Origin of the sequence: Natronomonas halophila (genome assembly GCF_013391085.1) — an archaeon.
Lineage (GTDB): Archaea > Halobacteriota > Halobacteria > Halobacteriales > Haloarculaceae > Natronomonas > Natronomonas halophila.
Genome location: NZ_CP058334.1, coordinates 1,530,355 through 1,557,065, shown reverse-complemented (window position 1 = coordinate 1,557,065; position 26,711 = coordinate 1,530,355). Strand labels below are relative to the sequence as shown.

General features: G+C 65.4%; 22 protein-coding genes, 2 tRNA genes and 1 rRNA gene. 19 read left to right on the top strand and 6 right to left on the bottom strand.

What is annotated here, in order from left to right; all coding sequences use genetic code 11:
• The first annotated feature begins 3 nt into the window (after positions 1 to 3).
• The 10 genes from argH to HWV23_RS08475 all read left to right on the top strand — a co-directional run bounded on the left by argH (position 4) and on the right by HWV23_RS08475 (position 8,339).
• On the top strand, positions 4 to 1,461 hold the full coding sequence (gene argH / locus HWV23_RS08520; protein WP_178289982.1) for an argininosuccinate lyase: 1,458 nt from the start codon (positions 4 to 6) through the stop codon (positions 1,459 to 1,461).
• Positions 1,462 to 1,633: 172 nt separating this feature from the next.
• Positions 1,634 to 1,798, top strand: coding sequence for a lysine biosynthesis protein LysW (gene lysW, locus HWV23_RS08515; protein ID WP_178289981.1), 165 nt, complete (start codon positions 1,634 to 1,636; stop codon positions 1,796 to 1,798).
• Between the two features lie 114 nt (positions 1,799 to 1,912).
• Positions 1,913 to 2,776: a lysine biosynthesis protein LysX gene (gene lysX / locus HWV23_RS08510; RefSeq protein WP_178289980.1), complete on the top strand. Its 864-nt coding sequence runs from the start codon at positions 1,913 to 1,915 to the stop codon at positions 2,774 to 2,776.
• Positions 2,773 to 3,807, top strand: coding sequence for an N-acetyl-gamma-glutamyl-phosphate reductase (gene argC, locus HWV23_RS08505; RefSeq protein ID WP_178289979.1), 1,035 nt, complete (start codon positions 2,773 to 2,775; stop codon positions 3,805 to 3,807). The genes lysX and argC overlap by 4 nt, the downstream gene beginning before the upstream one ends.
• On the top strand, positions 3,808 to 4,665 hold the full coding sequence (locus tag HWV23_RS08500; RefSeq protein WP_178289978.1) for an acetylglutamate/acetylaminoadipate kinase: 858 nt from the start codon (positions 3,808 to 3,810) through the stop codon (positions 4,663 to 4,665).
• Positions 4,666 to 4,669: 4 nt separating this feature from the next.
• The gene (locus tag HWV23_RS08495) at positions 4,670 to 5,797 is read left to right on the top strand and encodes an aspartate aminotransferase family protein (RefSeq protein WP_178289977.1); all 1,128 of its coding nucleotides are present in this window, start codon (positions 4,670 to 4,672) and stop codon (positions 5,795 to 5,797) included.
• Positions 5,794 to 6,846, top strand: a complete 1,053-nt coding sequence (locus HWV23_RS08490; protein ID WP_178289976.1) for a [LysW]-lysine hydrolase — start codon at positions 5,794 to 5,796, stop codon at positions 6,844 to 6,846. The genes HWV23_RS08495 and HWV23_RS08490 overlap by 4 nt, the downstream gene beginning before the upstream one ends.
• Positions 6,843 to 7,736 carry an ornithine carbamoyltransferase gene (argF, locus tag HWV23_RS08485; protein ID WP_178289975.1) on the top strand — a complete coding sequence of 298 codons (894 nt, stop codon included), beginning with the start codon at positions 6,843 to 6,845 and terminating at the stop codon, positions 7,734 to 7,736. Before HWV23_RS08490 ends, argF begins: the two co-directional genes overlap by 4 nt.
• Positions 7,737 to 7,823: 87 nt before the next feature.
• Positions 7,824 to 8,204 carry a helix-turn-helix domain-containing protein gene (locus HWV23_RS08480; protein ID WP_178289974.1) on the top strand — a complete coding sequence of 127 codons (381 nt, stop codon included), beginning with the start codon at positions 7,824 to 7,826 and terminating at the stop codon, positions 8,202 to 8,204.
• A 61-nt stretch (positions 8,205 to 8,265) separates the two neighbouring features.
• A tRNA-Lys gene (locus tag HWV23_RS08475) sits at positions 8,266 to 8,339 on the top strand.
• 270 nt (positions 8,340 to 8,609) lie between these two features.
• On the opposite strand, the gene HWV23_RS08470 is transcribed toward HWV23_RS08475, so the two are convergent.
• Positions 8,610 to 9,311, bottom strand: a complete 702-nt coding sequence (locus HWV23_RS08470) for an SDR family NAD(P)-dependent oxidoreductase (protein WP_178289973.1) — start codon at positions 9,309 to 9,311, stop codon at positions 8,610 to 8,612.
• 64 nt (positions 9,312 to 9,375) lie between these two features.
• Complete coding sequence (locus tag HWV23_RS08465) at positions 9,376 to 10,260, bottom strand: MBL fold metallo-hydrolase (protein ID WP_178289972.1); 885 nt, start codon at positions 10,258 to 10,260, stop codon at positions 9,376 to 9,378.
• 95 nt (positions 10,261 to 10,355) lie between these two features.
• Between HWV23_RS08465 and HWV23_RS08460 the strand changes: the two genes are divergently transcribed.
• The 5 genes from HWV23_RS08460 (at position 10,356) to radA (ending at position 16,814) form a co-directional block, all read left to right on the top strand.
• The gene (locus HWV23_RS08460; RefSeq protein WP_178289971.1) at positions 10,356 to 11,546 is read left to right on the top strand and encodes an MFS transporter; all 1,191 of its coding nucleotides are present in this window, start codon (positions 10,356 to 10,358) and stop codon (positions 11,544 to 11,546) included.
• Positions 11,547 to 11,629: 83 nt separating this feature from the next.
• Positions 11,630 to 12,739: a pyridoxal-phosphate-dependent aminotransferase family protein gene (locus HWV23_RS08455; RefSeq protein ID WP_178289970.1), complete on the top strand. Its 1,110-nt coding sequence runs from the start codon at positions 11,630 to 11,632 to the stop codon at positions 12,737 to 12,739.
• Between the two features lie 52 nt (positions 12,740 to 12,791).
• Positions 12,792 to 14,879 (top strand): NAD-dependent DNA ligase LigA, encoded by a 2,088-nt coding sequence (ligA, locus tag HWV23_RS08450; protein ID WP_178289969.1) that lies wholly within the window; start codon positions 12,792 to 12,794, stop codon positions 14,877 to 14,879.
• A gap of 181 nt (positions 14,880 to 15,060) precedes the next feature.
• Positions 15,061 to 15,663 (top strand): PspA-associated protein PspAB, encoded by a 603-nt coding sequence (pspAB, locus tag HWV23_RS08445; protein ID WP_178289968.1) that lies wholly within the window; start codon positions 15,061 to 15,063, stop codon positions 15,661 to 15,663.
• Between the two features lie 116 nt (positions 15,664 to 15,779).
• Positions 15,780 to 16,814 (top strand): DNA repair and recombination protein RadA, encoded by a 1,035-nt coding sequence (gene radA / locus HWV23_RS08440; RefSeq protein ID WP_178289967.1) that lies wholly within the window; start codon positions 15,780 to 15,782, stop codon positions 16,812 to 16,814.
• A 5-nt stretch (positions 16,815 to 16,819) separates the two neighbouring features.
• Here the strand turns inward: radA and HWV23_RS08435 are convergent, their stop codons facing one another.
• The gene (locus HWV23_RS08435) at positions 16,820 to 19,438 is read right to left on the bottom strand and encodes a valine--tRNA ligase (RefSeq protein ID WP_178289966.1); all 2,619 of its coding nucleotides are present in this window, start codon (positions 19,436 to 19,438) and stop codon (positions 16,820 to 16,822) included.
• Positions 19,439 to 19,608: 170 nt separating this feature from the next.
• On the bottom strand, positions 19,609 to 21,048 hold the full coding sequence (locus HWV23_RS08430) for an alpha/beta hydrolase family protein (RefSeq protein WP_178289965.1): 1,440 nt from the start codon (positions 21,046 to 21,048) through the stop codon (positions 19,609 to 19,611).
• Between the two features lie 124 nt (positions 21,049 to 21,172).
• Here HWV23_RS08430 and gnd point away from each other — a divergent pair, with 124 nt between their 5' ends.
• The gene (gnd, locus tag HWV23_RS08425) at positions 21,173 to 22,069 is read left to right on the top strand and encodes a phosphogluconate dehydrogenase (NAD(+)-dependent, decarboxylating) (RefSeq protein ID WP_178289964.1); all 897 of its coding nucleotides are present in this window, start codon (positions 21,173 to 21,175) and stop codon (positions 22,067 to 22,069) included.
• A gap of 106 nt (positions 22,070 to 22,175) precedes the next feature.
• Here gnd and HWV23_RS08420 read toward each other — a convergent pair whose 3' ends face one another.
• Complete coding sequence (locus tag HWV23_RS08420; protein ID WP_178289963.1) at positions 22,176 to 23,228, bottom strand: quinone-dependent dihydroorotate dehydrogenase; 1,053 nt, start codon at positions 23,226 to 23,228, stop codon at positions 22,176 to 22,178.
• Between the two features lie 43 nt (positions 23,229 to 23,271).
• On the bottom strand, positions 23,272 to 23,469 hold the full coding sequence (locus HWV23_RS08415; RefSeq protein ID WP_178291632.1) for a hypothetical protein: 198 nt from the start codon (positions 23,467 to 23,469) through the stop codon (positions 23,272 to 23,274).
• A gap of 237 nt (positions 23,470 to 23,706) precedes the next feature.
• On the opposite strand from HWV23_RS08415, the gene HWV23_RS08410 reads away from it, so the two are divergent.
• From HWV23_RS08410 to HWV23_RS08400, 3 genes are all read left to right on the top strand, one after another.
• On the top strand, positions 23,707 to 24,027 hold the full coding sequence (locus HWV23_RS08410; protein ID WP_178289962.1) for a non-histone chromosomal MC1 family protein: 321 nt from the start codon (positions 23,707 to 23,709) through the stop codon (positions 24,025 to 24,027).
• Positions 24,028 to 24,978: 951 nt separating this feature from the next.
• Positions 24,979 to 26,444: ribosomal RNA gene (locus HWV23_RS08405) — 16S ribosomal RNA — on the top strand.
• Positions 26,445 to 26,548: 104 nt separating this feature from the next.
• Positions 26,549 to 26,620: transfer RNA gene (locus HWV23_RS08400), tRNA-Ala, on the top strand.
• Positions 26,621 to 26,711: the final 91 nt, after the last annotated feature.

The following is a 26,711-nucleotide window of genomic DNA, read 5'->3' as shown; positions in this document are numbered from 1 at the left end:
CGGATGTCGGAACAGGGTGAGGAATCGCAAGACGTGGTCCGCCGCGAGCGTTTCAGCGGCGGCCCCGCCCGCGAGTTCCTGTCGAGCCTCGCGGCCGACGAGCGCATCTTCGCCGCGGACATCGCGGTCGACCGCGCTCACGTCGTGATGCTCGCCGAACAGGACATCATCGACGAGGCGGACGCGGCCGACATCCTCGAAGCGCTGGATGACGTCGAGGACGCGGGCCACGGCGCCCTGCCGGACGGCGAGGACGTCCACGCGGCCATCGAGACGGCCGTCATCGAACGCGTCGGCGCCCGCGGCGGGAAGATGCACACCGCGCGCTCGCGCAACGACGAGGTGGCGACCTGCATCCGCTACCGTCTACGCGAGGACGTTCTTGAGGCCGTCGAGACGGCCATCGAGGCCCGCGAGGTGCTGACCGAAGTCGCGGCCGCTCACAGCGAGACGGTGATGCCCGGCTTCACGCACCTCCAGCCCGCCCAGCCGACGACGGTTGGCCACTACCTGCTGTCCTACGAATCGGCGCTGGCCCGCGATACCGAGCGCCTGCTGGATGCCTACGAGCGCGTCAATCGCTCGCCGCTTGGCGCCGCCGCGTTCGCGGGGACGCCCTTCGATATCGACCGCGAGCGCGTCGCCGACCTGCTCGGCTTCGAGTCGGTCATCGAGAACTCGATGGATGCCTCCTCGGCGCGTGATTTCCTCGTTGAGACGACCGCGGCGGTCGCCTCGCTTGCGACGACGCTGTCGGGGCTGGCCGAGGACCTCGTCGTCTTCTCGAACAAGGGCTACGTCGAGTTGTCGGACGACTACTCCTCGACGTCGTCGATTATGCCCCAGAAGAAGAACCCCGACACGATGGAACTCGTGCGGGGCGCGGCGGGCGACGCCTCGGCGGGGCTGAACGCCCTGCTGACGATTCTGAAAGGGCTTCCCCGCGCCTACAACCGCGACCTCCAGCGCGCGCACCCGCATGCCTTCGAGGCCGTGGATGCGGTCACGGAGGCGACCGAGGTTGCGGCCGGTGCGGTCGCGACCGCCGACTGGAAGAAGGACGCGCTGGCCGAGGCGGCCGGCGAGGGCTTCTCGACTGCGACCGGCGTCGCGGACCTGCTGGCGATGTCGGGACTGCCGTTCCGGACGGCCCACGAGATGGTTGCGCTGGCGGCGGAGAACGGCAGCGACTACGAGGCACTCGACGAAGCGGCCCAGGAGGTACTCGGCGAGTCGCTCTCCGAGCACGTCGACCGCGAGTCAGTCGAAGCGGCGCTGGACCCCGAACAGAGCGTTGCCTCGCGCGACTCGCTCGGCGGGCCTGCACCCGACGCGGTGGCGGCGGCGCTGGAGCGTGCCGTCGCGGGCGTCGAAGCCGACGTTGACACGCTCGAAACGAAACGCGAGGCGCTGTCGGCGGCTACTGCCGACCTCGACACGGAGGTGTCGACGTATGCGTGACCGACCACGACCGCCGTCCCCTCTCGGGGACATAATACCAAATTCCTGATACTGGAAAACGTTTGGACGTTTGAACGGCGCTTTTTGTGGCATTAGAGGCGAGTATACGTCATTATTTTATTCTGATAGGTTCGAAGCGTTTAAGTGGTTAGACGGGTGAGTACGATGTACAATGGCAGAATGTCCCGAGTGTGGGGCCGAACAGGACCTGCACGACAACCTCGAAGTCGGAGAGATCGTCGACTGTGCGACCTGCGGTGCCGAACTCGAAGTGGTCGGTGACGACCCCGTCGAGCTGGATACGGCGCCCGAACTCGAAGAGGACTGGGGGGAGTAAGGCCCATGTTCGTCGGCGCAGCAGCGCACTCGACCGCGCGTGAGGAGGCCACAGCATGAACGCCGAAACGCCTCCGGCGCTTCGAGCTCACGAGTCGTCACGAGGTGACGACTCGTGAACGTCGGCGTCCTCTATTCGCGCATCCGCCGCGACGAGAAGCTCCTGTTGAGCGAACTCCGCGACCGCGGCCACGACGTGACGAAAATCGACGTCCGCAAGGAGCGCTTTGGCATCCACGAACCGCCGGAAGCCTTCGACGACGTCGACATCGCCGTCGACCGCTGTCTCGCGACCAGCCGGTCGCGCTACATCACCCGGTTCGTCGACGCCTACGACGTGCCGGTCGTCAACGACCCGGAGACGGCGGCCATCTGCGCCGACAAGGCCCGCAACAGCCTCGTCCTCGCCGAGGAGGACATCCCGACGCCCGACACCGAGGTGGCTTTCACCAAGGAGTCGGCCATGGAGTCCATCGAGAACTTCGGCTATCCGTGCGTCCTCAAGCCCGTCGTGGGTTCGTGGGGCCGCCTGATGGCGAAAATCGACTCCCGGGATGCCGCCGAGGCTATCCTCGAACACAAGGAGACGCTCGGCCACTACGAGCACAAGGTGTTCTACATCCAGGAGTTCGTCGACAAGCCGGGCCGTGACATCCGCGTCGTCGCCACCGACGGCGAACCCGTCGCGGCGATGGCCCGCTCGTCGGACCACTGGCTCACCAACGCCGCACAGGGCGCCGAAACCGAGGAAATCGAGGTCACCGACGAGATGGCCGACCTCGTCGAGCGCGCCTCTGATGCGGTCGGCGGCGGCCTGCTCGGCGTCGACCTCATGGAGACGGGCGATTCCTACACCGTCCACGAGGTCAACCACACCGTCGAGTTCAAGGCGCTCAACGAAGTCACCGACGTCGACGTCCCGAGCGCGGTCGTCGACTGGCTCGAAGCCAAGGTCCAGAAAGCCGAGGTAACCGCATGACGACGGCAAGCGTCATCGGCGGCAGCGGCTTCACCGGCGGGGAACTGCTCCGCCTGCTGGAGGGCCACCCCGAATTCGAGGTGGCACAGGCGACGAGTCGCAGTTACGAGAACAAGACCGTCGGGTCGATTCACCCGAACCTCCGCGGGATGGACCTTCGCTTTTCCAGCCCCGAGGAACTGGAATCGGTCGACGTCCTCTTCGCGTGTACGCCACACGGCGTCTCGATGGGGCAAATCGACGCGTTTCAGGACGCCGCCGACACCGTCGTCGACCTGAGCGCGGACTTCCGCCTCGACAGCGAAGAGCAGTACGACGAGTGGTACGACGGCCACGAACGGCCCGAACTGCTCGACGAATCCGAGTACGCGCTGCCGGAACTCAACCGCGAGAACCTCCGTGGAGCGGACCTCATCGCCTCCGGCGGCTGTAACGCCACCGCGGCGATTCTCGGCCTCAAACCGCTGTTCGACGCCGACATCCTCTCGGGAACCGAGCAAATCGTCGTCGACGTGAAGGTCGGCTCCTCCGAGGGCGGCGCCGGCGGCGGCGAAGCCTCGTCGCACCCCGAACGCTCAGGCGTCGTTCGCCCCTACGCGCCGACGGGCCACCGCCACGAGGCCGAAATCGAGCAGTTCCTCGGCACAAGCGTGTCCTTCACCGCCCACGCCGTGGACATGACTCGCGGCGCCTCGGCGACGTGTCACGTCTATCCCGAGGAGCCGGTCTCGAAGGGCGACCTCTGGGGTGCCTTCCGCGGCAGCTACGAGGAGGAGCCGTTCGTCCGGCTGGTGGCCGGCGGTTCCGGGGTCTATCGCTACCCCGAGCCGAAGGCGGTTGCCGGCTCGAACTACGCGGAGGTCGGCTTCGAACTCGACCCGGCGAACAAACGCGTCGTCGTCTTCTCGGCCATCGACAACATGATGAAAGGCTCGGCGGGCCAGGCCGTCCACGCGGCCAACGTCGCGCTGGGATTCGAGGAGACGGCCGGCCTCGAATTCACGGGGATGCACCCCGTGGGAGCGCCGTAGATGGCCGACACCGTCGTCGTCAAGATCGGCGGCGCCCGCGCGGTCGACCCCGAGGGCGCGCTCGCCGACATCGGCGCGCTCAAAGACGAGGGCACGGACGTCGCCGTCGTCCACGGCGGCTCTACTGCGGTCGACGACACGCTCGAACAGATGGGCATCGACCCCGAATACGTCGAAACCCCATCGGGCGTCGTCGGCCGCTTCACCGACGAGGAGACGATGGACGTCTTCAAGATGGCCATGGCCGGCCTCGTCAACACCGACCTCGTGACGGGCCTCCAGAATCAGGGCATCGAGGCAGTCGGCCTGTCGGGCGTCGACGGCAAACTGTTCTACGGCCCCCGCAAGGAGGCCGTTCGCGTCGTCGAGGACGGCAAGAAGAAGATTCGTCGCGGCGACCACTCGGGGTCCATCAAGCAGGTCAACGGCGACCTGCTGGAGACGCTGCTTGACGATGGCTACACGCCCGTCGCCTCCCCGCCGATGCTCGGCGACAACGGCGAGGACGCCGACCCCCGAAACGTCGCCGTGAATACGGACGCCGACCGCGCGTCGGCCGCCGTCGCGGCGGAACTCGGCGGGACGCTCGTCTCGCTGACCGACGTGGAGGGCGTCTACCGCGACCCCGACGATTCTTCGACGCTCATCGAACGCGTCGAGACGCCCGAAGAGTACGCAGAACTGAAAGACGCCGCCGAGGGCTTCATGGGCCGGAAGGTCATGGCGGCGACGGAGGCACTGGAGGGCGGCGCAAGCGAAGTCGTCGTCGCCAGCGCCAACGCCGACCAGCCCATCCGGTCTGCCGTCGAGGGCGGCGGCACGCATATCCTGCCCAGCGCGCTTCCTAAGGACGATTAACACAATGAGCGGCTTCGTTTTCTCCGAGAAACCCATCAGCATCGAACGTGGCGAGGACGTCTACCTCTACGACACGAACGACACCGAGTACTTGGACTTCGGCGCGAGCTACGCCTGTACCCCGGTCGGCCACTGCCACCCCGAGGTGGTCGAGGCCACGACCGACCAGGTCGAGCGCCTCATGTACGTCCAGGCCTCCTACCCCAACGCGCCACGGACGGCCCTCTACGAGCAGTTGGCCGACGTGGCGCCGGGCGATATCGACAACGTCTGGCTCTGTAATTCAGGCACCGAGGCCAACGAGGCCGCACTGAAGTTCGCCCGACACGCCACCGGCCGCTCGAAGATCGTCGCGACGATGCAGGCCTTCCACGGCCGGACGATGGGAACGCTCGCCGCCACCTGGAAGGACGAGTACAAGGAGGGCTTCGGCCCGCTGGCGGGCGACGTCGAGTTCGTCCCCTACGGCGACAGCGAGGCGATGGCCGAGGCCGTCGACGAGGAAACCGCCGCGGTCATCGTCGAACCCCTGCAGGGCGAGGGCGGTATCAACCCCGCCTCGACCGACTACCTGCAGGCGGTCCGCGAGACGACCGAGGCGGCCGGCGCCGCGATGGTTCTGGACGAGATTCAGACCGGCCTCGGCCGGACGGGAACGCTGTGGGCCGCCGACGCCCACGACGTCGTCCCGGACGTGCTGACGACGGCGAAGGGCCTCGGCAGCGGCCTACCCATCGGCGCGACGCTCGTCAAAGACTGGATTGCCGAGGACTGCGGCAACCACGGGTCGACCTTCTCGGGTGGCCCCGTCGTCACCGCCGCCGCGGGCGCGACACTCGACGTCATCGAACGCGAGAACGTGCCGGCACACGCCGCCGAGGTTGGCGACTATCTTGTCGACCAACTCGAGGACGCCATCGGCGACGAGGTCCGCGAGGTCCGCGGCGAGGGCCTGATGGTCGGCGTCGAGGTGAAACGGGGGGCCAATCCCATCCTCCGTGACCTCGCCATCGACCATCAGATTCTCGCGCTCCCCGCAGGTCGCAGCGTCGTGCGCCTGCTCCCGCCGCTGACCATCGAGCGCGAACACGCCGACGAGGTCGTCGACGCACTGGAGGCCATCATCGCATGAGTGAGACGGCGCCCGAAGCCGACGAGGAAGCACGCGAGTTGCTGGAGACCCTCGTCTCCATCCCCTCGCCGACGCCCGAAGAGGAGGAGTGCGCGGAGGCGCTCGCCGAGTTCTTCCGCGACCACGACCGCGAGGTCTTCATCGACGACGTCGGCAACGTCCGGGCGCCGGCAGACGACTCTGCGCTGTACACGTCCCACATCGACACCGTGCCGGGCGATATTCCGGTCCGCGTCGAAGAGGGCGAGAACGGCCCCGAACTGTGGGGCCGTGGCTCCGTCGACGCGAAGGGGCCGCTGACGGCGCTTGCGGTCGCGGCCGTCAGAACGGGCGTCTCCTTCGTCGGCGTCGTCGGCGAGGAGGTCAACTCCCGCGGCGCCCGCCACCTCATCGAGGACCGCGAAGCCCCGGAGGCCGTCGTCAACGGCGAACCCTCCGGGTGGGACGGGATTACGCTGGGCTACCGCGGCATCCTGCAGGGCACCTACGTCGCCACCTCCGAGTCCGGCCACACCTCCCGGCCGGAGAACAACGCGATTCAGGACGCCATCGCGTGGTGGTCGGCCGTCGAGGAGAAGTTCGGCGGCGACGGCTACGACGCCGTCTTCGAGCGCGTGACGCCCAAGCCCGTCAGCATCGAGGGCGGCGTCAGCGAGGACGGACTGGCCGTCGAGGCGACGCTGGACGCCCAACTGCGCGTCCCGCCCGAATACTCGACCGACGAGGTCCGGGAGATGGCCGACGCCGAACTGTCGGGCGCGGGGACGGTCAACTGGAAGGACGCGGTCGAACCGACGATGCAGAGCCCCCGGACCGACGTGGGCCGGGCCTTCCGGATGGCCATCCGCGGGCAGGGCGGGGACCCGCGCCTGCTCCGGAAGACGGGCACCGCCGACATGAACATCTTCGCCGGCGCATGGGACTGCCCGATGGCGACCTACGGCCCCGGCGACTCTGATTTGGACCACGCACCGAACGAACACCTCGAACTGCGTGAACTGGACCGCGCCGTCGCGGTTCTGGAACGCGTCGCGGAGGAACTGCAATGAACTTCCTGAACATCGACGACCTGACGCGCGAACAGCTCGACGAAGTGCTCACCCGTGCGGCCGACCAGAAGGAACGGACCGCTCGGGGCAAGACCGGCGACGCCATGGCGGGCAAGACGCTGGGCATGATATTCGAGAAACCCTCGACCCGAACCCGGGTGTCCTTCGAGACGGGCGCGACCCAACTGGGCGGCCACGCCATCTTCCTCGGCCCCGACGACATCCATCTGGGCCACGGCGAACCCGTCAAGGACACCGCTCGCGCGCTCAGCCGGTACGTCGACGTCATCATGGCGCGGGTCTTCGACCACGAGGACGCCGTCGAGTTGGCCGAATACTCCGAGGTGCCGGTCGTCAACGGCCTGACCGACGACGCCCACCCCTGCCAGACGCTGGCTGACCTGATGACTATCCGGGAGCGCTTCGACGGCTTCGACGCCGACGTGGCGTGGGTCGGCGACGGCAACAACGTCTGTCAATCGTTCGTCCTCGGGGCGGCGCTTGTCGGCCTCGATTTGACCGTGGCGACGCCGGACGGCTACGGCGTCGACGACGACATCATGGCCCGCGCCGAGGAACTCGGCGAGGCCCCCGAAACGACGCACGACCCCGAGGAAGCCATCGAGGGCGCCGACGTCATCTACACCGACGTCTGGGTCAGTATGGGCGAGGAATCCGAGCGCGCCGAGAAACTCATCGACTTCTCGGAGGCCGGCTTCCAGATACAGGACGAGTGGCTCGACGACCGCCTGCTGATGCACTGTCTGCCCGCCCACCGCGGCGAGGAGGTCACGGACTCGGTGATGGAAAGCGACAACGCCATCGTCTGGGACCAGGCCGAAAACCGCCTGCACGCCCAGAAGGGCCTGCTGACCTACCTGCTGGAGTAACCTCGCTTCTCGCTTTTCGGCTGCTGATTACCGGCAGCGGCGGATGTCACACCCGGCATTTATCCTCATCGGGGGCCAAACCTGGCTATGGACCCCGACCCGGACCCCTCGCGGTTCCGCAATCTGATGTTGGATTCGGAACCGGGTTTCGAGGAAGTCCTTCGCTGTGTGTTCGGCATTCAGGACCACGAGGCGCGCCTCTATCTGGAACTGCTCGACGCGCCGGATAGCACCGTCGCGGAACTCGCCGACGAGGTCGACCGCGACCGGAGCAACGTCAACCGGGCGCTCTCGACGCTTCTGGACAAGGAACTCGCCTCGCGGCGGCGGCGCCTGCTCGATTCCGGCGGCCACGTCTACCAGTACCGTGCGACGCCGCCCGAGGAGGCCCGCGAACTGATGCACGAGACGCTCGACGAGTGGGCCGCCTACGTCCACGAGAAAATCGACGACTTCCCCGGCGAATAGAGCGGGTCTGTTTAGGGGCAATCGAAAGGATTTACCCACAACCACGGTTATGAATGCGTGCGGGCCGATAGCTCAGTCTGGCAGAGCATCTGGCTTTTAACCAGATGGCCGGGGGTTCAAATCCCTCTCGGCCCGCTTTTGTGAGGAGCAATACGCCGAACAGCGCTGAGCGACAGCGAAGCGCTGTTCGGCTTCCCGTGAGTCACGAAACGGCAGTGGGATTTGAACCCGGGGAGACGCAGCCCGCGCAACGAAGTGAGCAGGAACGTCTCCACTCGGTTCAAATCCCTCTCGACTCGAACCCCCTGCCTTCGGGTGGAATCGAACGAATACCGTCGACGCAAGCGCTGTCCGGGGTTTCTTTCAGGGGTCGTGTGAACTGCCGACCACATTCACTCCGGTGTCTCACATCACGCCGGCACGGTAGCGGTCCGGCAGCAGGCCGAGGACTTTCGAGACGAGCCACCACCGGCGGGTGATATACGCGACGTCCTTGTCCTTTCGAATCGCGCGGGCAATCTGGCCGGCGGCGGTCTCCGGCGAGCACTCCCAGAAGCGGTCGGTGTCGGGTGACATCGGCGTATCGACGAAGCCGGGTCGAACGTCGGTGACCGAGATATCGTCGTCGGCCCGATAGCGGAGACCTTCGAGGTATCGCGAAACGTAGGCTTTGGTGGCGCTGTAGGCGGGCATCGTCTGACTGCCGATTTCGGCGGCGACCGAGGAGATGCCGACGAGATGGCCGCCCCCGGATTTCTCGAAGTGGTCCATCGCCGCGGTCGTGAGGGCGGTAAACCCGCGGGTGTTGACGTCGATGGTGTCGCGTTCGTCGTCCCATTCGAGGTCGGGGTTGTAGCGGCCGATGCCGGAGGAAAGAACCACGAGGTCGACGCCGCCCAGCGAGTCGACGAGGTCGTCGAACCGCTCGCGGGCGTCGGATTGGGTGACGTCGATGCTCGCGACGTGGGCGCCGCCGATGTCCTCGCCGACCGCCTTGAGCCGGTCGGTGCGTCGGGCGGCCAATCCGAGGTCGTATTCGCCCGATAGCTCCCGGGCAAGCGCACGGCCGATACCGGAAGAAGCGCCGACGATGATAGCGTTCGCCATACACAGCGGGGTGGCGGGCCGCCGGCTTAAAAGGACGTGACGGCTGCCGGATACCCGGGAGCGCTCAGCGGGACACCGAAATCGTCAGGCCGTCGTGGGCGAACTGGACGTCCTCGTAGGTCCGCTCCAGTTCGCGGTAGTCGGCGTGGGTGCGGCCGTAGAGGTGCTCGATTTCGGTCAAGAGCGTCCGGTCTGGGTCGAGGCGGCGGACGCGTTCCATCACCTCCGCGTGGGTGAGTTCGTCGGCGAGGAGTGTCTCGTCGCCCTCCGTGAGGATGGGCGTGCCGTCGGGCGTCTCGTGGAAGTAGCCGCACTCGAAGACCGCGAAATCGATGTGCTCGGGGAGGTCGGATTCGTCCAGATATCGGGCGTCGTCGGTCGCCAGCAGGACGGTCGTGTGGTCGTCCTCGAGGAGGAAAGCCGTCGCGTCCATGTCGTCGTTGCCCGACAGCGTGTAGGGGACGGCCTCGACCGTCGTTCCGTCGATCGTCAGCGGTTCCTCGTCGAGGAAATGCGTCTCGGCGAAGCCGACGTCCTCGACGAAGTGCCGGAGGCCGTCGTAGACCTCGCAGGTGCGCTCGTAGACGCGGCGGGTGGTGACGAGGGTGGGGCGGTTCTCGCGGGCAGCGTCGATGAGGCCGTAGCCGGGGTCGGTGAACATCCGCTCCATCGAGCGGGACTGGACGACCCGAAGGCCTGCGGAGTGGTCGGGATGCCAGTGGGTCAAAAAGAGGTACCCCAGTTCGTCGATGTCCTCGCGTTCGAGGTTCTCGTAGACGTACTCCGGCGCGTCGACCATCGCCGACAGTTCTTCGAGGTACAGCGAATTGCCGTGTCGCGCCTCGGGAATCCCCTCCTCGCGGGCGCGCTCGCAGATGCGGCACCGGCAGGTCGGCGTCGGGATGGGCGAGTTCCCGCCGCTGCCGAGCACCGTAATCGTCAGTCCCATGGCACCCGCTGGGGCCGGCATCCTCAAAAAGACGCCCCCGACCCTGTCGCCCGTCGGTCGCACGGCACAAGTACGAGGGCGCCCTACGCCCGACCGTGAGTCGTACCGAGCGCGCCCGTCTGGCCGCCGTCGTCTTCGTCGTCCTCTTCACGCAGTTGCTGGTGTATCCCGGCGTCGACAGACTCGTCGAGACGCTGGGCGGCGCGCCGACCATCGACGCCGGAACCGCGTTCCTCGGCGTGCAACTCCTCGCGTTCGTCCTCTTTTCGGCGGTCTGGGGCGCCGTCTCCGACCGCGCGGGCCGCCGCGTGCCGTTCATCGTCCTCGGCGCCATCGGCGGAACCGCGTCTTATCTCGCGCTGATTGCCGCCGTCGTCCTCGGCGTCGGCGACTTCCGCCTCGCCTTGGTCCTCCGGTTCGTCGAGGGTGCCTTTACCATCGGCGCCTTCTCGCTCGCGATTACGATGCTGATGGACCTCGATGGCGGCCACGGCAAGAACATGGGCGCGGCGGGCATCGCTATCGGCCTCGGGGCGGCCCTCGGCGCACCCATCGGCGGCCAACTCTACGAAATAAGCGCGTTGGCGCCGCTCGTTGCCTCGGCATCCCTGCTGGCACTGGTTGCCGTCCTCGTCGCGACGCTGCCGGACCGGACACCGACGGATACTGACGACCTCCGCCGAATCCTCGATGGCCTCCGCCACCGCCCCGAACTCCTCCTCCCCTTCGGCTTCGGGTTCGCCGACCGCTTTACCGGCGGCTTCTTCGGCATCGTCGGTACCTTCTACTTCCGGGATTCCTTCGGCCTCTCGCCCGGCGAGACTGGGCTGGCGCTGGCCTGCTTTTTCGCGCCCTTCGCGCTCCTGCAGTACCCCTTCGGCAGCCTCTCGGACCGCATCGGCCGGGTCGTCCCCATCGTCGCCGGGTCGGTCGGTTACGGGCTGGCCATCATCGGCGTCGCTCTGGCCCCGACCTTCCTCTCGGCGGCGGTCGTTCTCGTCATCGCGGGCGTTCTCGGCGCACTTATCGCCCCTGCGACGATGGCACTGGTCACCGACATGGCCGGCCCCGGCGAGCGCGGCGCCGCGATGGGCGGGTTCAACATCTTTGGGAGCCTCGGCTTCCTCGGCGGTATTCTCGTCGGCGGCGGCATCGCCTCGCGGTTCGGCTTCTTCGAAGCGTTCGCCGTCGCCGCCGCACTCGAAATCGGTATCGTCCTCGTCGCGCTGCCGGTGTTGGTTCGGGTGGTGCCCGACCCGACGTCGACCTTCGGGACGCCCGAGTGAGCGGCCGATGCCCGCGGTAGCACTGACGGTATCAAAACTACCATGCCGTCCCGCGTCGAGGGTACAGGTATTCAGTGGTTCCTATGACCGAGAAAAGCGAATACACCGGGGATTACCCCGACAAGACGCTGTATCTGCCCGGCCCGACCGAGGTCCGCGAGGACGTCATCGAGGCGATGGCCGAACCGATGTTCGGCCACCGGATGGACCGGATGACCGACCTCTATACGACCATCGTCGAAGACACCAAGGAGTTCCTCGATACCGACAACGACGTCATCGTCCTCTCGGCGTCGGGCACCGAGTTCTGGGAGGCGACGACGCTCAACCTCGTCGAGGACGACATCCTCGTCCCCACGAGCGGCGCCTTCAGCGAGCGGCAGGCCAATGTCGCCGAGCGACTCGGCAAGAACGTCGACCGCATCGAATACGACTGGGGTGAGGCGGTCAAGCCCGACGACATCCGGGAAGCGCTCGAAGAAAGCACCGAGGGCTACGACGCCGTCGGCGTCGTCATGAACGAGACGTCGACGGGCGTCCGCAACCCCGTCGAGGAAATCGGCGACCTGCTCGGCGACTACCCGGATACCTTCTTCATCGTCGACGCCATCTCCTGTCTCGGCGGCGACTTCATCGACATCGAGGGTCACAACATCGACGCCATCTTCACCTCGACCCAGAAGGCCTTCGCGATGCCGCCCGGCCTCGCGGTCTGTGTCGTCAGCGACGCCGCCTACGACCGGGAAGTCGAGAAGGATTCGGCCTCCTGGTACGGCGGATTCCAGCGCTGTCTGGACTACTACGACCGGAAGGGCCAGACCCATTCAACGCCCGCTATCCCGCTCATGCTGGCCTACCGCAAGCAGATGAAGCACATGCTCGACGAGACCCACGAGGCCCGCGACCAGCGCCACAAGGAGATGGCCGAGTACACTCGCGAGTGGGCCCGCGAGCATTTCGGCCTCTACCCCGAGGAAGGCTACGAGTCCCAGACGGTCACCTGCGTCGAGAACACCCGCGGCATCAACGTTGCCGAAACCGTGGAGCAGGTTTCCGAGGAATACGACATGGTCTTCTCCAGCGGCTATGGCGACATCGGCGAGGAGAGCTTCCGTATCGGCCACATGGGCGAACACGACCTCGAGAGCATCAAAGAACTCACCGACGCTATCGAGGACGTCGCGGACCTCTAATCCGGTCGGCCAGCACCCCCGTTTTTGAGGGCGGCCGTCGAAGCGCAGCCAAATGGAGGAACCGGAGGACAACCCCTATATCCGGAACCCGCCCTTCGAGTTCGACCCCGTCGAGGACCTCGACGAGGAAGCGGCCGAACGGCAGGTCGAACTGTTGCGGGAGGCCGTCCGGTATCACGATTATCGTTACTACCAACTCGCGGACCCCGTTATCTCGGATAACGCCTACGACGACCTTTTTGAGCGATTGGAGGCGCTCGAAGAGGAGTTCGACCTCCGGTCCGAAACCAGTCCGACCCAGCGGGTCGGCGGCGAACCCGTCGACGAACTCGAAACCGTCGACCACGTCACGCCAATGCTCTCTATCGACTCCTCGGTGGAGGAAGAAGACGTTCGGGATTTCGCCGACCGAGTCCACGACCGACTCGCAGAAGCGGACTACGACGGGCCGGTTCAGTACCTCTGTGAGCCGAAGTTCGACGGCCTCTCCGTCGAGTTGGTCTACGAGGACGGCGAACTCCAGCGGGCGGCCACCCGCGGCGACGGCGAGGAAGGCGACGACGTGACCGAGAACGTCCGGACCATCCGGTCGGTCCCGCTGCAACTCACCGGCGACTACCCCGACTTCCTGGCCGTCCGTGGGGAGGTGTTCATGCCCCGGGACGCCTTCAACGAGTACAACCGCGAACGCATCGAGCGCAGCGACGACCCCTTCGCGAACCCCCGGAACGCGGCGGCGGGCACGCTCCGGCAGTTGGACCCCTCGGTGACCGCCGAACGCCCCCTCGACTGTTTCGTCTTCGACGTACTGGACGACGGCGACTACGGCTTCGAGCGCCGCATCGACGAACACCAGAAGGTGACTGAGTGGGGTTTTCACGTCGATGACCACACCCGACTCGTCGAGGACATCGACGGCGCCGTCGAGTTCCGTGAGACGATGCTGGAGATGCGGGACGACCTCAACTACGAAATCGACGGCACCGTCATCAAGGTCGACCGTAAGGACGCCTGCGAGGTGTTGGGGGCGACCTCGCGGGCGCCGCGATGGGCCTACGCCTACAAGTTTCCCGCTCGGACCGAGGTGACGACGGTCCGGGACATCATCGTGCAGGTCGGCCGAACGGGGCGCCTGACGCCGGTTGCGCTGCTGGACAAGGTCGAAGTCGCGGGCGTCGAGGTCTCGCGAGCGACCCTGCACAATCCCGAACAGATCGAGGAACTGGGCGTCGATATCGGCGACAAGGTCCGACTCAAGCGCGCGGGCGACGTCATCCCCTACATCGAGGAGGTCGTCGAGGCCGAAACCGAGGGTACCTTCGCGTTCCCCGATTCGTGTCCGGTCTGTGGCAGTCCGGTCGAACGGGAGGGGCCGATGGCGTTCTGCTCGGCGGGCATCGACTGTGAGGCACAGCTTCGGCGGCTCGTCGAATACTACGCCTCACAGGACGGTCTCGATATCGAAGGCCTCGGCGAGGAGGCGGTTAACCGGTTGGTCGACGAGGGCCTCGTCGAGAGCCTGCCGGACCTCTACGACCTGTCGGTCGAGGAACTGGCCGACCTCGACGGCTGGGGGGAGACGAGCGCCGAGAACCTCGTTTCGGAACTCGAGGCGAGCACGGAGCCGCCGCTGGCGGATTTCCTCTCGGCGCTCGGTATCCCCGAAGTCGGGCCGACGACGGCGGCGGACCTCGCCCGACAGTTCGGGACGCTGGATGCGGTGATGGCTGCCGATACCGAGGACCTGCGGGTAGTCGAGGGTATCGGCCCGACGATGGCCACCGAGATCGCGGGCTTCTTCAACACCGAGCGGAACCGCGAGATAATCCAGGAGCTACGCGACCACGGCGTCGAACCGCAGGAAGCCGAGGAAGCCGGCGAGGCGCTTGACGGCTTGACCTTCGTCTTCACGGGGTCGCTGGAGGGGATGACCCGCGACGATGCCAAGGAACTCGTCGAGGCCAACGGCGGCGCCGCCACCTCCAGCGTCTCCAGCAACACGAATTACCTCGTGGTCGGGAAAAATCCGGGAACGGCCAAGCGGGAAGACGCCGACGAACACGACGTGCCGCAAATCGACCAATCGGAGTTCGAGGCGCTGCTGGAAGACCACGGTATCGACGTCGATATCGACGAATAGCGAGCAGGCAGGCGACTTCTGATTCGACAGCCGCGGCCCGCACTCCGGCCTCGGCGGACTGTCGGCGAGGGCTTAGCGCATGGGCCGGCTGGCCGCGTGATGGTATATAAATGGTCGGCAGGGTCAGGCGGTTAGGGGGTCAGGCGCCGTGTATAAGTCCCGTCCGCCCGGGGTGTCGATAATGGGTGTCTTCGATACGATTCGGCAGGTGCTGGGTTGGGGTGCGGAGGCCGACGCCACCCGCGATGCGGACCCCGAGGACCTCTTCGGGATGTCGACGGCCTACGTCACGATGGAGGCGGACCTCGATTTCGTGCCATCGGGCGACGCGGCGCTGTGTTTCGGTGACGTCGACAGTACCGCGTTCCGTGACGCGCGCGCGGAAGTCGAGGCGGTACTGGAACTGGGCGAGGAGGAGACGGGAACGACGGCGGATTTCATCGAGGACGCTCACGGCTACCAGTGGGTCGTCCTCCACGATTCTGACTTCGAGAATCTCGTGACGAGCGTTCATTTTGCGGCCGACACGCTCATGGAGTCGGGGTTCGGCTCCCGCCTGCTGGCGGCGCTGTTCGCCTTCGAACGGGACGAGACGACGGCCTACTGGATTTACTCGTTCCGTCGAGGGGCGTACTATCCCTTCGTGCCGACGGGCGGCCGCGAGCGGGACCAGAAAATCGAGTTCAAACTCCAGAGCGTCCTCGACGGGGAACTCGATGTCGAGGACGACACCGCCTACTGGTATCCGATGTGGCCCGAGGGCGACACCCACCCCTGGGGCTGACCGTTCGTTCCTAAACCTTCGGCCGACCGTCAGGTTCGCCTGCGTCCCCTCTCCCGGTTTCACTTTCACTCAGGTGTTAACGAGGGTTTATGTAGTGGGCGGCCACAGATACGTCCATGGCAGCAACCGCAGACCTGGAAGAACTCCCCGGCGTCGGTCCCGCGACTGCAGACAAACTCCGCGACAACGGCTACGACTCCTATCAGAGCATCGCCGTAGCCAGCCCCGCGGAACTCTCCAACACGGCCGACGTCGGCGAATCGAACGCCAACGACATCATTCAGGCCGCCCGAGAGGCCGCCGACATCGGCGGCTTCGAGACCGGCTCTGACGTCCTCCAGCGTCGCGAGCAGATTGGCAAACTCAAATTCCTCATCCCGGAAATCGACGAGATGCTCGGCGGCGGCGTCGAGACTCAGTCCATCACCGAGGTCTACGGCGAGTTCGGTGCCGGTAAGTCCCAGATTACCCACCAACTGGCGATCAACGTCCAACTCCCCCAGGACGAGGGCGGCCTCCACGGCCGCTGTATCTTCGTCGACAGCGAGGACACGTTCCGGCCCGAGCGTATCGACGAGATGGTTCGCGGCCTCCCCGACGAGGTACTCGAAGCGACCATGGAGGACCGCGAAATCGAAGGTGGCCTCGACGACGAAGAGGCGATGGAGGAACTCGTCCAGTCGTTCCTCGACAAGATTCACGTCGCCAAGGCGTTCAACTCCAACCACCAGATCCTGCTGGCCGAGAAGGCCCAGGAAATCGCCGCGGAACACGAGGAGGACGACTACCCCGTCCGCCTGCTCTGTGTCGACTCGCTGACGGCCCACTTCCGTGCGGAGTACGTCGGCCGTGGCGAACTCGCCGACCGACAGCAGAAACTCAACAAACACCTCCACGACATCGACCGGGTCGGCAACCTCTACAACAGCGCCGTCGTCGTCACCAACCAGGTCCAGTCGAACCCCGACGCCTTCTTCGGTGACCCGACCAAGCCCATCGGTGGTAACATCCTCGGCCACAAGTCCACCTTCCGGATGTACCTCAAGAAGTCCAAGCAGAACAAGCGTATCGTCAAACTGGTCGACGCGCCGAACCTCCCCGACGGGGAAGCGGTCATGCGCGTCGAAAACGACGGTCTGAAGCCCGAATAGACGGCTTACTCGAAGACCAGCACCGTCGCGTCGCCGGCTTCGAGGACGACGACTTCTTCGCCGCTTTCCGCGCGCTGTTCTTCGACGATATCGAACATCTCCGCTTCGACGGTCACCGTCTCACCATCGATTTCGAACTCGATGTGACCCTCGGTTTCGAGTTCGGCCTGCAGTTCGGCCGGGTCGGCGGCTTCGAGTGCCGCGACCACGTCGCCGGCCTGGTCACGGAAGACCGGGCCGAGTTCGCTGTGCTCGATGTCGACGCCGACGGGGACCAGTTCGACGCTCGGGGCACCCTCCTCGACGTAGACGGGGCCGTTGACGGTATCCGAGAGGTCGTAGGTGTCCAGCGGCACCGCCTCGTCGAGATAGACCTCGACGCGGTCGAGTTCGGCGTTCAGCGGCTTGCCCTCGTCGGACTTCCAGCCGCGGACGGTTGCGGCGATGTCGGCGACGAGTTCGCCGCGCTCGGCGTCCTCGGGGTCGACTTCCGGCGGGTCCGGCCACTCGGCGTTGTGGACGCTGCCGTCGGTCGGCAGGTGGTCCCAGGCCTCCTCGGTGATGAACGGCGCGAACGGCGAGAGCATCCGCAGGGAGGCGGTCAGTGCGGTGTAGAGGGCGTGCTGTGCGGCGTGTTTCTCGCCGGGTCGGCCCTCGTAGAGGCGCCCCTTGACGAGTTCGAGGTAGTCGTCGGCGAGGTCGTGCCAGACGAAGTCCCGGACCTCGCGGAGCGCGCTGTCGAAGCGGTATTCGTCCATGTCCTCGGCGGCACGCTCGGCGACGCGAGCGCACTTGTCGAGAATCCACGCGTCGGCGTCGCGGTAGCCGGGGTTCTCGACGTCCGCGGTCGACTCGTCGACATGCTCGCTCGCGAACTTCGTGATGTTCCAGAGTTTGGTCTGGAACCGCGAGGCGGAGGTGACCTCCTTCCACTGGAACTGGATGTCCGTGCCGGGCTGGCCGCCCAGCGCAATCGCCTGTCGGAAGGCGTCCGCGGAGTGTTCCTCGACGACTTCCTCGGGCTGGACGAAGTTGCCGCGGGATTTGGACATCTTGTTGCCGTCCTCGCCGAAGACCATCCCGTTGATGAGAGCGTCCTCCCACGGGATTTCGTCGGTGACGGCGGCGGTCCGGAGGATGGTGTAGAAGGCCCACGTTCGGATGATGTCGTGGCCCTGCTCGCGCAGTTGGACCGGCTCGAAGCTCTCTTCGGGCCAACCGGCGACGAACATCGGGGAGATCGAGGAGTCCATCCACGTGTCCATCACGTCGGTTTCGCCCGTCCAGGACTCGGAACCGCACTCGATACAGGTGCCCGTCGCGGGGTCGTCGGTCGTCGGGTCGACCGGCACCTCCTCGGGGCTGGCCGTCTCGACGTGGCCACAGTCGGTACATTCCCAGGCGGGGATGGGCGTCGCGAAGACGCGCTGGCGGGAGATGACCCAGTCCCACTCCATGCCCTCCGTCCAGTCCTTGAGACGGTCGTACATGTGCTCCGGGAACCACTCGATGTCCCGCGCGGTCTCGAGGATTTCCTCCTGGTTGACCTCGACGAACCACTGTTCCTTCGAGAGGATTTCGATGGGGGTGTCACACCGCCAACACTGGCCGACCGACTGCTCGGTCGGCTGTTCGTCGTTGAGGTGGCCGGATTTCTGGAGGGCGGTGGCGATTTCGTCTTTCGCCTCGTCGATGGTCAGGCCCTCGAAGTCGCCGGCGAGCTCGTTGAGTTTGCCGTCCTCGGTGAAGACCGGCCGGAGGTCGAGGTCGTGTTCGGCCCACCAGTCGACGTCCTGTTTGTCCCCGAAGGTACAGATCATGACGGCGCCGGTCCCGAAGTCGGAGTCGACGTCGTCGTCGGCGATGAGTTCGACCTCCTGGCCGAACAGCGGGACCTCGAAGGTGTCGCCGACCCGGTCGGCGTAGCGGTCGTCGTCGGGGTCGACGGCCATCGCGACACAAGCCGAGAGCAGTTCCGGGCGGGTAGTCGCGATTTCGATGTCGTCGTTGTCGACGCCGTCGAAGGTGACGTAGTAGAGGGTTCCCTCGCGGTCCTCGTTTTCGACCTCGGCGTCGGCGATGGCGGTCTCACAGCGGGGGCACCAGTTGACGGGGTGTTCGTCCTGGTAGACGTAGCCGTCCTCGGCCATCTCCAGGAAGGAGCGCTGGGTCTCGCCCCAGTATTCGGGGTCCATCGTCCGGTATTCGTGGTCCCAGTCCTGGGAGAAGCCCAGCGTGTGCATCGTCTCCTTCATCGCGTCGATCTGGTCGTGGGTGTGCTCGATACACCACTCGCGGAACTGCTCGCGGGAGACGTCGGTCCGGTGGATGTCGCGGTTCTCCTCGACTTTCACTTCGGTCGGGAGGCCGTGACAGTCCCAGCCCTGCGGGAAGAGCACGTCGTCGCCCTGTAGACGGTGATACCGGGCCGCGAAGTCCATGTAACACCAGCCGAGCGCGTTCCCGATATGCAGGTTCCCGGTCGGGTACGGCGGCGGCGTGTCGATGATGTAATCGGGGCGTTCGGGGTCGTCGTCGTAGCTGTAGACGTCGGCCTCCTGCCACTGGTTTTGCCACTTCTGTTCGGCTTCGTCGGGGTCGTAGTCGTCTGGAACCTCGCTCATAGTTTGGTGTCGCGTATACCAGTCGGTAGGCGATTCGCTCGTGCGCCTAAAAGGGAGGCGCGGTTACAGCCCACGTACTACCGACTGAGTCGCGCGCATACCTGTTGAGTTGGCTGTTGCCGGTATAAAAGTTCGCTTACGGGGCGTTCGCGCCAAATCCACCGCCGACCTCACCGCTGGCGGGTCGTCGGCACCGTCTCACAGCCCGCCCGGATGTCCGCACAGTCGTAGAACCGCCCGTCCCGTCCCGGGAAGGCTCGCTTCGAGCGGTAGTGGAAACTCAGGTGGTTTCCCCATTCGTCGTCCGCCAACAGTCGGCCGTCGGCGGTGTGGTAGCCGTCCTCCTCGGGCCGCTTGAGCCAGCGGTCGAACCACGCGACGGTGTAGTGTTCCGCCAGCGCGTTGCCGAACTCCCAGGAGGTCGTCGGGAATGTGGGCAGCCGCGACCACTCGTAGTGGGTGCCGCCGCGGACCACGAGTTGGTAGATGGGCACGTCGGCCTCGCGCCACGTCCCGAAACCGCCGGCCTTGCCGTCGGGGTCGGGCGGGCGCGCGTGCGGGGTGGGTGTCAGGAAGTAGTCGCCGGACTGGCCCATCGCGGGCACGCGAGGTTCGACGCCGCCCTCGGGGACCGTCTCGAGGAACTGGCCGCCGTCGTAGAGCTCGCCCCTCGCGTCCTCGCCGGTCACGTCGTCGGCGTCGCCGAGGTTGTCCCACGCGACGACGGCATCGACGGGGTTGTCGCCGCCGGTCGGCCACGGCTGGAGGCCCTGAACGATACTGGCGCCGATGGCGCCCGCCGAGTGGCCGGCGATGCCGAGTCGGTCGCGGTCCAGCGCCTCGAAAACCGGGTTGTGCGGTTCGACGGGGGCGTCGTCGCCCCGGTCGAAGGCGGCGTTCGGCTCGTAGGGGTCGGCGGGCGTCGACCGGAAGAAGTCGATGGCGTCGATCTGGTTCGTGACGAACACCTCGCCGTCGGCGTTGCCGCCGGGGTCGCCGTCGGGCGTGACGCTATCCGAGCGGCCCTGTCCGCGCGGGTCGTAGGTGAGGACGATGTAGCCGGCCTCGACCAGCGCCTGTGCGGCCCACCAGTAGAGGGGTTCCGGCGCCTCGACGGAGCCGTTGGTGATGACGACGCCGGGGAGCCCCCGGCCGGAATCACGCGTCTCGGTCGGCGTCCAGAGGTGACCGGAGAGGCGCGCGCCCTCACGGTCGTAGAAGGCGACGCGCCGGCGCTCGCCGACGGTGCCGTAGAAGCCACGCGCGTCGATGTCCCGGTAGAGGTCGGGGTCGCCGGTGCATTGTTCGCCCCACGTCGCACAGAGGTTGGCGTGGCTTCGCCAGCCGGGTTCGTCGGCGACGCGTTCGGCATAGTCGGCTCCGTTGGCGGAACTCCGGCGCTGCCAGCGGCGCATGAACTCGGGGTCGGAAGCCTGCTCGGCGGGGGCTTCCTGTGTCTTCGTGTAGTTGCGGAACTCCCGTTCGAGCCACTCGTCGGCGATGTCGACCGGGCCAGCGGTCGCTGCGGAAGGGGCGCCTGCGGCGACGGAAACCGCTCCCGTCGTGGCGGCAAGCCGGAGGAGTGCTCGCCGTGTGAACTGGCCACGCATCCTTGACCCGAGATTCCGGAACGACTTGCAAAGGGTTATCGGCGCCTCTAGCCGGGCCTTTATGTATCGATACGGGTGCCGGGCGAATCACAACCCTCACTTGCCGGGGCCGAGATGTCCGACCATGCAACTCGGCGTTATCGGACTCGGCCGTATGGGGCGTATCGTCGTCGACCGCGTGCTCGAACACGGCCACGACGTCGTCGCCTTCGACCTCGACGAGGAGGCCGTCGCGGACGCGGCGGAAGCGGGCGCGACCCCTGCTGACTCCATCGAGGACCTCGTCGAACGACTGCCCGAGGAAAAGCGCATCTGGCTGATGGTGCCGGCCGGCGACGCCGTCGACGCGACGCTGGACGACCTCGACCCGCTGCTCGACGCCGAGGACGTCGTCGTCGACGGCGGTAACTCCCACTTCGAGCGGTCGGTCGAGCGGGCCGAAGCCCTCGATGCGGCCTACCTCGACTGTGGGACCTCGGGCGGCCCTGCCGGCGCCGAACTCGGCTTCTCGCTGATGATTGGCGGCCCCGAATGGGCCTACGAGGCGATGGTGCCGGTCTTCGATGCCGTCGCGACCGGGCCGCAGGGCCACGACCACATGGGTGCCTCCGGGTCGGGTCACTACGTGAAGATGGTCCACAACGGCGTCGAGTACGCGCTGATGCAGGCCTACGGCGAGGGCTTCGAACTACTCAGCGAGGGCCGTTACGACCTCGATATGGAATCCATCGCGCGCACGTGGAACAACGGCGCCGTCATCCGGTCGTGGCTGCTCGAACTCTGCGAGGAGGCCTTCCGCGAGGAGGGCAACGACCTCGGGGACGTCGACGACCACATCGCCGGCGGGTCGACGGGCACCTGGACCGTTCAGGAAGCCCTCGAACAGGAGGTCTCGGTGCCGCTCATCTACGAGGCGCTGGGTGAACGGTTCGACTCCCGCGTCGAGGACGGCAAGTTTTCCCGTCGACTGGCCAACCGGCTCCGGTACGGCTTCGGTCGACACGAAGTAAAGCGCCGTTAGAAGACGACTCGTCCCACAGCGCCGTCGACAACCGTTTACTTCCGCTTTCCTATCGCCGGTTCGTTTATACCGCCGTTCGCCCTTCGTTTCGACTCGAACGACCGTTCTACAGGTCCGCGCCGATGGCGTCCTCGATGGAGTCGAAGCCGTCGCGTTCGAGCAACTCCAGCAGCCCCTCGTTGATGTCGCGGGCCAGCGACGGTCCCTCGTAGACGAGGCCCGTGTAGAGTTGGACGACGCTGGCGCCGTTGCGAATCTTCTCGTAGGCGCCTTCCGCGTCGGAGATGCCGCCGACACCGACGACGGGTTTGTCGGTTCGTTCGGCGACGAAACGGACCATGTCGGTGGCTTCCTGCTCGATGGGCTTGCCCGAGAGGCCACCCTCTTCGTCGGCGGCCTCGCCGTGAAGGTTCGCCGGGCGGTCGGTGGAGGTATTCGTGGCGATGACGCCGTCGAGGTCCAGTTCGTCGACCACGTCGAGGGCGTCCTCGATGGCCGTGTCGGTGAGGTTCGGCGAGAGTTTGACGAGGAGGGGCGAGGCACCGGCGTCCTGCAGCGTTTCGAGGATGGATTCGAGGCGGTCCCGCTGCTGGAGTTCCCGGAGGCCGGGGGTGTTCGGCGAGGAGACGTTGACGACGAAGTAATCGCCGCCCTCGCGCACGCGTTCGAACGTATAGAGATAGTCGTCCTCGGCCTCGTCGTTGGGGGCGGATTTCGACTTGCCGATGTTGACGCCGAGGGGGACCTTGCAGTCGGTGTCCGCGAGGCGTTCGCCGATGACGTCGGCGCCGTCGTTGTTGAAGCCCATCCGGTTGATGAGCGCGCGGTTCTCGGGGAGGCGGAACATCCGCGGGCGGGGATTGCCGGCCTGCGGTTCCGCAGTGACGCCGCCGATTTCGACGTGGCCGAAGCCGAGCGCTGCGAGGGCGTTGGGAATCTCGGCGTTCTTGTCGAAGCCTGCGGCGACGCCGACGGGGTTCGGGAAGGTCTGGCCGAAAGCCTCCACGCGGAGGCGGGCGTCGACGACGGTGTAGTAGTCCGCGAGGATGCGTTCGAGGGGCGTTTCCTGAACGGCACCGAGGAGTTCGTGGACCGTCCGGTGGGCGGTTTCGGCGTCGAGTTGGAACAAAAGCGGCTTCGCGAGGTCGTAGAGGCTCATACCGTAGGGGGCTGGCGAACGCGCTTAAGCGCCGCGGTCGTGTTCAGAACTCGTGTTCGACGTCCTCCGGGTCGGCTTTCTGGATGATGATCTTCCCGTCGCGAACGCGGACGAACACTTCGTCGCCGATCTCCATGCCGGCGACGGCGAGTTCGTCCTCGTGGAGGTTGACGTGCACGTTGTGGTACTCGCCGTCCTCGTCCTTGGCGCCACTCGGGCTGAGCTTCTTCTTTCGCACCATCGCGTTGTGTTGGGTCGTTCGCCACACGAGATACATAAGTGTACCGTGCGCGGGTCGGGGGATTCGGGTGCGCGCGAGGCGCCAAACGGGGGATATCGGGCGCCAGAAGGCGGGTTCGCCCCCGGTTTTTCGCCGACGGCGCTCTCTTCACTTATAAAAGAAACGGCCGAAACCGCCGGAACGGGGGATATATTTATATCAGAGTGTGTGCAGACGTCACACGGAGGAGTACAAACCATGGCACGTGACGACGATGACACGCGGAACTTCGCGCTCCGCGACCAGACCGGCAACGAAACGAGCGTCTTTTCGGGACGGACTCCGCGGCAGGCAGCGCTGAAAGCAGCGCGCCGACTCGAGCCCGCCGACACCGAACAGCACGCCGAACACAAAGAACTGCGGCTCCGTGAGAAGGGCACGAAGAAGGTCCACATCTATGACGGGTGGTCGTGGGAGGAAGACGCCCCCGAGGATGCCCCCGAGTGGCTCGAAGAGCAGGATACCATCACGGAGGCGAACGTCTCCAAGAAAGGTATCGAACATCTCGACGAAATCTGAGGCCGTCCACGCTGCGGCCCAACACTGCTTCGTTTTTCCGAACGGCTTTGAGTACCCGGTAGCTAGTCGTACCTGCGCGGCCCTCACCCGACTCCGACATCGCGTACGCGCGCACGGATGAGGAGTCGTTTTCCAGCCGCGCGACATTTCTATACGGATTCTGATAGGTTTTCCTATCGTTTTAATGACACCCGCGCGCTATCGCGCTAGACTCCATCTACCAAGCACGGTACAGCAACCCGCGTTTCGTACTCACACGGTCCGAACGGCGTGAAATCGCGTGACGCAGGCGGTTCACTTCGACGGGCTTAAGGGTAACACTCCCATCTGAACGAATGCAATCAACGCGGGGCGCGATGCCCCGGACGGGATGGCCCTCTGGGTCGTCTCGTTTCCGATCGCCCGCATCTGCGAGGGGCGTTCGGAACGGAGCACGAAGCTCGACTCGGAAACGAGTCGGGTCGGATTCAATCCGACGCCCTTAAGTGTAATAGGGCACTTGGATTGAAATACGAAGGTCGGCGCGGAATCGCATTCCGGCGACGACCTAACTCCGATGCCCTTAAGTGTAACAGGGCATTCGAGTTGAAGTGTGAAGGCCGGTCCGGGGTCGCCCCGGATTGGCTTCCGTTCCGACGCCCTTATGTGTATGAGGGTGGTTGGAAAAGACACGACGTGGTTGAGTTCGGTTCGAACCCGAACTCACTCACGGGCCAATTGAAATCCGGTGGGTTTATGACCCATCGCGGAAGACAATTAGGTCCGAAGGAAATGAGGATTCCACCCCTGCGGTCCGCCGTATAGATGGGATCTGATGTTAGCCCTGGCAGTTCGGTGACACTCGGTCGGTCCGAGCGTCGCCGAACGCCGATAGACAATTGATTGGTAACACACCCTTTGGGTGTGTTCCCGCCAACCCTCCCCGAGCCGGGAATCAGGTTCGGGGAACACATTCCGGTTGATCCTGCCGGAGGCCATTGCTATCGGTGTCCGATTTAGCCATGCGAGTTGCACGTTTAACGTAGCAAACTGCTCAGTAACACGTGGCCAAACTGCCCTATGGACTAGGATAACCTCGGGAAACTGAGGCTAATCCTGGATAGTACATCCAGCCTGGAACTGGCGGATGTGTGAAACGCTCCGGCGCCATAGGATGTGGCTGCGGCCGATTAGGTAGACGGTGGGGTAACGGCCCACCGTGCCGATAATCGGTACGGGTCATGAGAGTGAGAGCCCGGAGACGGACTCTGAGACACGAGTCCGGGCCCTACGGGGCGCAGCAGGCGCGAAACCTTTACACTGCACGACAGTGCGATAGGGGGACACCGAGTGCGAGGGCATAGAGCCCTCGCTTTTCTGAACCGTAAGGTGGTTCAGGAACAAGGGCTGGGCAAGACCGGTGCCAGCCGCCGCGGTAACACCGGCAGCCCAAGTGATGGCCGATATTATTGGGCCTAAAGCGTCCGTAGCTGGCCGCGCAAGTTCGTCGGGAAATCCACGCGCTTAACGTGTGGGCGTCCGGCGAAAACTGTGCGGCTTGGGACCGGAAGATCTGAGGGGTACGTCTGGGGTAGGAGTGAAATCCCGTAATCCTGGACGGACCACCGATGGCGAAAGCACCTCAGAAGGACGGATCCGACAGTGAGGGACGAAAGCTAGGGTCTCGAACCGGATTAGATACCCGGGTAGTCCTAGCCGTAAACGATGCTCGCTAGGTGTGGCACAGGCTACGAGCCTGTGCTGTGCCGTAGGGAAGCCGTGAAGCGAGCCGCCTGGGAAGTACGTCTGCAAGGATGAAACTTAAAGGAATTGGCGGGGGAGCACTACAACCGGAGGAGCCTGCGGTTTAATTGGACTCAACGCCGGACATCTCACCAGCTCCGACAGCAGTAATGACGATCAGGTTGATGACCTTATTCGAGCTGCTGAGAGGAGGTGCATGGCCGCCGTCAGCTCGTACCGTGAGGCGTCCTGTTAAGTCAGGCAACGAGCGAGACCCGCACCTCTAGTTGCCAGCAGCATCTCGCGATGGCTGGGTACACTAGGGGGACTGCCGTCGCCAAGACGGAGGAAGGAACGGGCAACGGTAGGTCAGTATGCCCCGAATGAGCTGGGCTACACGCGGGCTACAATGGCCAGGACAATGGGATGCGACACCGAGAGGTGGAGCTAATCTCCTAAACCTGGTCGTAGTTCGGATTGTGGGCTGAAATTCGCCCACATGAAGCTGGATTCGGTAGTAATCGCGTGTCACAAGCGCGCGGTGAATACGTCCCTGCTCCTTGCACACACCGCCCGTCAAAGCACCCGAGTGGGGTCCGGATGAGGCCTGGTTCCCAGGTCGAATCTGGGCTCCGCAAGGGGGCTTAAGTCGTAACAAGGTAGCCGTAGGGGAATCTGCGGCTGGATCACCTCCTAACGATCGGGATTGGGGCGTAGCCCCAACCCACCTTTGGCGTGTCTATCGTCGTTCGTCGACCGTGGCCGACCGAGCACCTTTGAACTGTCAGGGCTAATGGCCGGGCCCATAGCTCAGTGGTAGAGTGCCTCCTTTGCAAGGAGGATGCCCTGGGTTCGAATCCCAGTGGGTCCATCTCACGTACCCGACTTCGAACCGTGTCCCTTAAGTGGGAAACGGTGGTTCGTTTGGGTACGAAGAACCGATGCACCACTCCGCGCAAGCG

Bases quoted from the DNA above. Each gene is read 5' to 3' on its own strand.
- argH (WP_178289982.1), top strand. From the start codon at position 4: ATGTCGGAACAGGGTGAGGAATCGCAAGACGTGGTCCGCCGCGAGCGT.
- lysW (WP_178289981.1), top strand. From the start codon at position 1,634: ATGGCAGAATGTCCCGAGTGTGGGGCCGAACAGGACCTGCACGACAAC.
- argC (WP_178289979.1), top strand. From the start codon at position 2,773: ATGACGACGGCAAGCGTCATCGGCGGCAGCGGCTTCACCGGCGGGGAA.
- HWV23_RS08500 (WP_178289978.1), top strand. From the start codon at position 3,808: ATGGCCGACACCGTCGTCGTCAAGATCGGCGGCGCCCGCGCGGTCGAC.
- HWV23_RS08495 (WP_178289977.1), top strand. From the start codon at position 4,670: ATGAGCGGCTTCGTTTTCTCCGAGAAACCCATCAGCATCGAACGTGGC.
- HWV23_RS08490 (WP_178289976.1), top strand. From the start codon at position 5,794: ATGAGTGAGACGGCGCCCGAAGCCGACGAGGAAGCACGCGAGTTGCTG.
- argF (WP_178289975.1), top strand. From the start codon at position 6,843: ATGAACTTCCTGAACATCGACGACCTGACGCGCGAACAGCTCGACGAA.
- HWV23_RS08480 (WP_178289974.1), top strand. From the start codon at position 7,824: ATGGACCCCGACCCGGACCCCTCGCGGTTCCGCAATCTGATGTTGGAT.
- HWV23_RS08470 (WP_178289973.1), bottom strand. From the start codon at position 9,311: ATGGCGAACGCTATCATCGTCGGCGCTTCTTCCGGTATCGGCCGTGCG.
- HWV23_RS08465 (WP_178289972.1), bottom strand. From the start codon at position 10,260: ATGGGACTGACGATTACGGTGCTCGGCAGCGGCGGGAACTCGCCCATC.
- HWV23_RS08455 (WP_178289970.1), top strand. From the start codon at position 11,630: ATGACCGAGAAAAGCGAATACACCGGGGATTACCCCGACAAGACGCTG.
- ligA (WP_178289969.1), top strand. From the start codon at position 12,792: ATGGAGGAACCGGAGGACAACCCCTATATCCGGAACCCGCCCTTCGAG.
- pspAB (WP_178289968.1), top strand. From the start codon at position 15,061: ATGGGTGTCTTCGATACGATTCGGCAGGTGCTGGGTTGGGGTGCGGAG.
- radA (WP_178289967.1), top strand. From the start codon at position 15,780: ATGGCAGCAACCGCAGACCTGGAAGAACTCCCCGGCGTCGGTCCCGCG.
- HWV23_RS08435 (WP_178289966.1), bottom strand. From the start codon at position 19,438: ATGAGCGAGGTTCCAGACGACTACGACCCCGACGAAGCCGAACAGAAG.
- HWV23_RS08430 (WP_178289965.1), bottom strand. From the start codon at position 21,048: ATGCGTGGCCAGTTCACACGGCGAGCACTCCTCCGGCTTGCCGCCACG.
- gnd (WP_178289964.1), top strand. From the start codon at position 21,173: ATGCAACTCGGCGTTATCGGACTCGGCCGTATGGGGCGTATCGTCGTC.
- HWV23_RS08420 (WP_178289963.1), bottom strand. From the start codon at position 23,228: ATGAGCCTCTACGACCTCGCGAAGCCGCTTTTGTTCCAACTCGACGCC.
- HWV23_RS08415 (WP_178291632.1), bottom strand. From the start codon at position 23,469: ATGGTGCGAAAGAAGAAGCTCAGCCCGAGTGGCGCCAAGGACGAGGAC.
- HWV23_RS08410 (WP_178289962.1), top strand. From the start codon at position 23,707: ATGGCACGTGACGACGATGACACGCGGAACTTCGCGCTCCGCGACCAG.